6 protein-coding genes and 2 pseudogenes are annotated in these 4,230 nt (G+C 43.0%); all 8 read right to left on the bottom strand.

Annotation, left to right across the window (positions count from 1 at the left end):
- The coding region (locus GPK49_RS09125; protein WP_215677562.1) for a plasmid mobilization protein at positions 1–263 on the bottom strand (263 nt) is incomplete at its 3' end.
- A gap of 519 nt (positions 264–782) precedes the next feature.
- Positions 783–983, bottom strand: a complete 201-nt coding sequence (locus GPK49_RS09130) for a helix-turn-helix domain-containing protein (RefSeq protein WP_021661436.1) — start codon at positions 981–983, stop codon at positions 783–785.
- Positions 976–1,110, bottom strand: a complete 135-nt coding sequence (locus GPK49_RS13210) for a sigma factor-like helix-turn-helix DNA-binding protein (protein WP_444876953.1) — start codon at positions 1,108–1,110, stop codon at positions 976–978. The genes GPK49_RS09130 and GPK49_RS13210 overlap by 8 nt, the downstream gene beginning before the upstream one ends.
- Before the next feature lie 58 nt (positions 1,111–1,168).
- Positions 1,169–1,417 carry a hypothetical protein gene (locus GPK49_RS13215; RefSeq protein WP_444876954.1) on the bottom strand — a complete coding sequence of 83 codons (249 nt, stop codon included), beginning with the start codon at positions 1,415–1,417 and terminating at the stop codon, positions 1,169–1,171.
- Between the two features lie 113 nt (positions 1,418–1,530).
- Complete coding sequence (locus GPK49_RS09140; protein WP_021661434.1) at positions 1,531–2,223, bottom strand: phosphatase PAP2 family protein; 693 nt, start codon at positions 2,221–2,223, stop codon at positions 1,531–1,533.
- Positions 2,224–2,332: 109 nt separating this feature from the next.
- Entirely contained in the window at positions 2,333–2,938 is a 606-nt protein-coding gene (locus tag GPK49_RS09145; protein ID WP_215677564.1) for a helix-turn-helix domain-containing protein, read from the bottom strand.
- A gap of 129 nt (positions 2,939–3,067) precedes the next feature.
- Positions 3,068–3,196 (bottom strand): annotated as a pseudogene (locus GPK49_RS09150) (Maff2 family mobile element protein); the annotation flags it as partial.
- Between the two features lie 134 nt (positions 3,197–3,330).
- Positions 3,331–4,155 (bottom strand): annotated as a pseudogene (locus GPK49_RS09155) (VirD4-like conjugal transfer protein, CD1115 family); the annotation flags it as partial.
- Between the last annotated feature and the right edge of the window lie 75 nt (positions 4,156–4,230).

A 4,230-nucleotide genomic window follows, 5' to 3' on the forward strand; every position in this document is an offset into this window, starting at 1 on the left:
AGCGTCCGGGCTATCTGGTTTAAGTTGCCGCCGATCCTGCCGTATTCGGCGGTCAGCTTCCCAACAGCGGCAAGCAGCTCGTCATTGACGGGGGAAACGGTTATGATGGGGCGTATGGCTGCCCCGGTTATGGCTTGCCGGATAAACTCGGCTTGGCTCATGTTGTAAGCAGAAAGCCTTTCCGCAAACTCGGTGTATTCTTCCTCGGTCATGCGTGTCTTGACTACCCGGCTGCGGTGGGGCGTGTTATATCGTTTTCGCATGGTAAAAACCTCCTTTCGGCTGCCGCATGGCTGCGGCGGGATAAGCGGCGTAAGCCGCATAAGCAGGGTTTGGGGAAGGCACTCCCCAACAAGATTCCCGCAGGGGCAAAATGAGCGAAAAGCGAATTTTGGCACCTCGGTAGAATCTTGCTCTAAGAAACTGCCGGACTGCCGTTCACTTCCTACTGCCACTTTTTCGGGAAATCTATAACCAGCTTTTTTCATAAAAGGCGGCAGGCTGGCATTCTCCCCCCTTACTCCCTACAACACCGCAAAAAGCAAAAATGACGGACTTTCCGGCAAGAACTTTTCCGGTGGCTCGGTCTTTCCCGACAATAAGGCGTTTTGGAAGCTGTGTTTTGCCCGCTGTTTGATAGAAAACGGGAAATTTCCTTGCTCACATACCAGTACCGACACTTTCCCGATTTGCCAAAAATGGGCGCAAAAAAAGCAGCAAATCTTTTTCGGATTTACTGCTTCATGTGCCGCTGCGGGGCGGCGGGATATTCAGTTTTTATGTTATCGGTCAAACCGGAACTTGAACAGGCTTTCAATCAGCTTTGTTCTGATGTAGTCCTCCATATCAGAGTTATAATAGCCGTTCATCTTGGAGAAGTAGCGGATATATCCGGCGTATCGGTCAAGGACAGCTTGTATTGCTATGGGGTCGCCCTCATGTGCCTTTATGATAGTGTCATAGGGGAGAAGTCGGTTACTCATGGGACAACACCTCCATTTCCTCTTTCAGCCGCTTCAAGGCAAGCTGAATATGCCGCCCGATTGTGCTACGTGTCCAGCCGCTTTGTTCCCCGATTTCTTTCTGCGTCAAGTGCTGGAAGTAATACAAAAAGATTTCCTCCTGCGTTTGTTCCGGCAGCTCGGCAAGAGCAACCGCAAGGGAGCAGCTATCTAAAAGTATCGTCTGCCCCCCGGACGGAGAATGGATAAGTTTCGCCATAGTCTGGCACTTGAAAATACTCGTCTGTGGTGCTTAGTGGAACAAACTTTTCTTCGGTCAAGTATTCAAGGGAGATTTCTCGTTTCCACTTGGCAAACAGCATACGGGCAGCGTCTATGGAAGCATGGCGAATGACTATCCGGCAATAGGCGTTATGGGTGTACTGGATATGTTCTTTGTATTCTTTCTCGGTCATGGAAAATCCCCCTTTCTCTGATGATAGTGAGGGGCGGCAGCACTCCCTGCTGTCGCCCCTTGACTACCCACCAGCAAGGACAGGCGGGGCTGTCAACGGCGGGCGCAGCCCGTTCATCTTGACCGTTGACTGCTCCGGCTGGCTTTGCTATTTACTAACTGATTTGTGGAATAGTACAACATAACAAGTGTTGCACTAAGCAATATTCCACCCACAATATCAGTAAACCAATGCACACCAGATAAAACCCGCCCAATGACCATAAAACTTGCATAGATACCACAAAAAGCATTTACTATATTCCTTAATCTTTTGCTTGAAATCAAATGGTGAAATTGCATAATAGCCGTAGGCATAATGCACATCATAAGCATTGTTGTAGAGGACGGATAAGAGGCTTCCAAAACACCCTCAATCAAAACAGGTCTGTAATTTACAACAAAAAACTCAAAAAAGAGATATGCCAAAAATACAAGCACATAAAAACCGCCTAATACCAAAATACTGCTATCTACACGAAACAGACTTTTCCTTTTAATAAGTTGCACAAGACCTACCATTGCAAATCCGAACATGATAAACAGTACAGCAATACTCAACCAGTCTGTTATACTATATAGCAGCATATTCACACCAAACAGCGTATGAAAATATTGATTGACTTCCGCAAACCCGACAGATGAACCCTGTGGGCCGATTGGCTGCACATCAACAAACATAATTGCCACTGTGTAGAGAATGAACAAAGCCAACAGTCCGGCAGCTACAATAAAATTGTTTTGGATTTTTTTCTTTTCTTCTTTCATTTTTTTGCTCCTTTGTTTTTTATGTATTTGGCTCTTGCCTAATCACACTTTAACTTTGGAGTGAAAAAAACGAAAGAATTTGCCCGTCACATCATTGATACGCTTCGTGTCATGGGCGTTTTAGCAACAAAGCGCCCTTGATAATCAACAAAACAAATGTAAAAAAGGCTACATAAGGTTCAAGGCTTGCAATAAAGATAACAACGCTAATTATAGTCAATATCATAGATAAGATAGTCTTTGTTTTTATCCAAATAATGCTGGAATAATTTTGCAAAGCTAACGTAGCAATACCACAAGCAACTGTTAATAAAATGATTGCAAAATATGCAACTTTTATGAACAATGGTGTTTCCTGTAACGATAGCAAAGACACTTGACGAATTATCTCGCCCCCTTGCTGTCCAAAAAGAGGGATAAAAAACAACATTACAACAGAGCAATCAATCAAGCCAAATACTAAATCACGCATATGCTGTGTTTTTTGGTGACTATCTTTTTCTGCAATACAAATCAGTTCTCTATTGGATAACAGTTCATCTATTGTTACTCCGAAAAATTCTGCAATAGCTTTTAAGGAGTCAATGCTTGGATAGCCACGCCCTGACTCCCATTTTGAAATGGCAGTTCGTGAAACAAACAGTATTTCAGAAAGTTCTTCTTGTGTTAGATTTTTTTGTTTTCTAAGTTCTTGCAGCTTTTCGTGAAATTCCATAAGCGTTTACCACCTTGATATTTTTTGTTTTTATTATACCATACGGATACAACTTTTTATAGCCGGTCTTTCAAATTACGGAATAGGGGCGGTTGCCTATCAAATTATTGTGTTACTTTACCGCACATGAGCATTTGCACCGGGATTATCGTTTCCATATCCTTCGAGAAGATTGATAACTCCCCACACGCCTACACCTGCTCCGATTGCGGTTACTACTGTTTTAAGTCCTGTTACTGATGTTGTAAAAAAGCTCATTCGTTTGTCTCCTTTTTCTTGAAAATTAAATGAAAAAAGGGAGCTGTTCTGATTTATGATTTTTCAGAAAAACTCCCATAACAATAGTTCCAATATTTAGTTGTAAGGTCACTTCTGGACATTGTGACCAGAAGTTACTCAGCAATTTCTCCGACATCGCATACCTCATCCACCATATCATTCTGCTTAAAACGCAGTTTATTCCGGTTCTTGACGTATTTTTCAATGTCAAATTCATTCTTTTTGTCATAATCGGATAACAACGGGTACTGCTTATGCTTCGTTATATCAAACTTATCTGAGAAAAATGGTCTTACACCTCTAAGCTGCATGATACACTTACTGCCATCCATGACCGCAATCTCGTCCTGACTCATTAACTCTTTTCCGGTCTTTTGATAGTTCAGACCGTAGGACTGGATCGTACCTCTCGTATCCGAGGTATTGTAAAGGTCAATCGTTTCTTTTCCAAGGATTTCTGCCAGATCTTTCAGAGTATCTTTCTCTTTTCCTCCCAGAAACAGGGTTGTGTCGCAGTTTCCTTCAATCGTGGAAGCGTTATCCCGGTACAGAGCCTTTAGCTGTGACTTTGACTGCAAAATAATAGAAGCTGATATTTCCCGGCTACGAATGGTAGCAATCAGCTTCTCAAACTGCGGAATCTGCCCAATGTTCGCAAACTCGTCCAGTAAACACCGGACGTGAATCGGCAGTCTCCCATTATATACATCATCTGCCTTGTCACAAAGCAGATTGAATAACTGCGAATACATGATACTTACAATGAAATTGAATGTTGCATCGGTATCCGAGATAATGACAAACAATGCTGTCTTTTTCTCTCCCAACGTATCAAGCTCCAGTTCATCATAAGAAGTCAGGTCACGCAGCTCCTTAATATCAAATGGTGCCAACCTCGCACCACAGCTAATCAGAATTGATTTTGCTGTCTTTCCAGAGACGAAAAGTCAAGGACTTTTTCATCAAATCCAAAAAGAAGTCACATTTTGCGGACTTCCTCACGGAGCAGACGC

It is taken from the genome of Clostridium sp. MCC345 (assembly GCF_018785345.1).
Classification (GTDB): Bacteria; Bacillota; Clostridia; order Lachnospirales; family Anaerotignaceae; genus Anaerotignum_A; species Anaerotignum_A faecicola.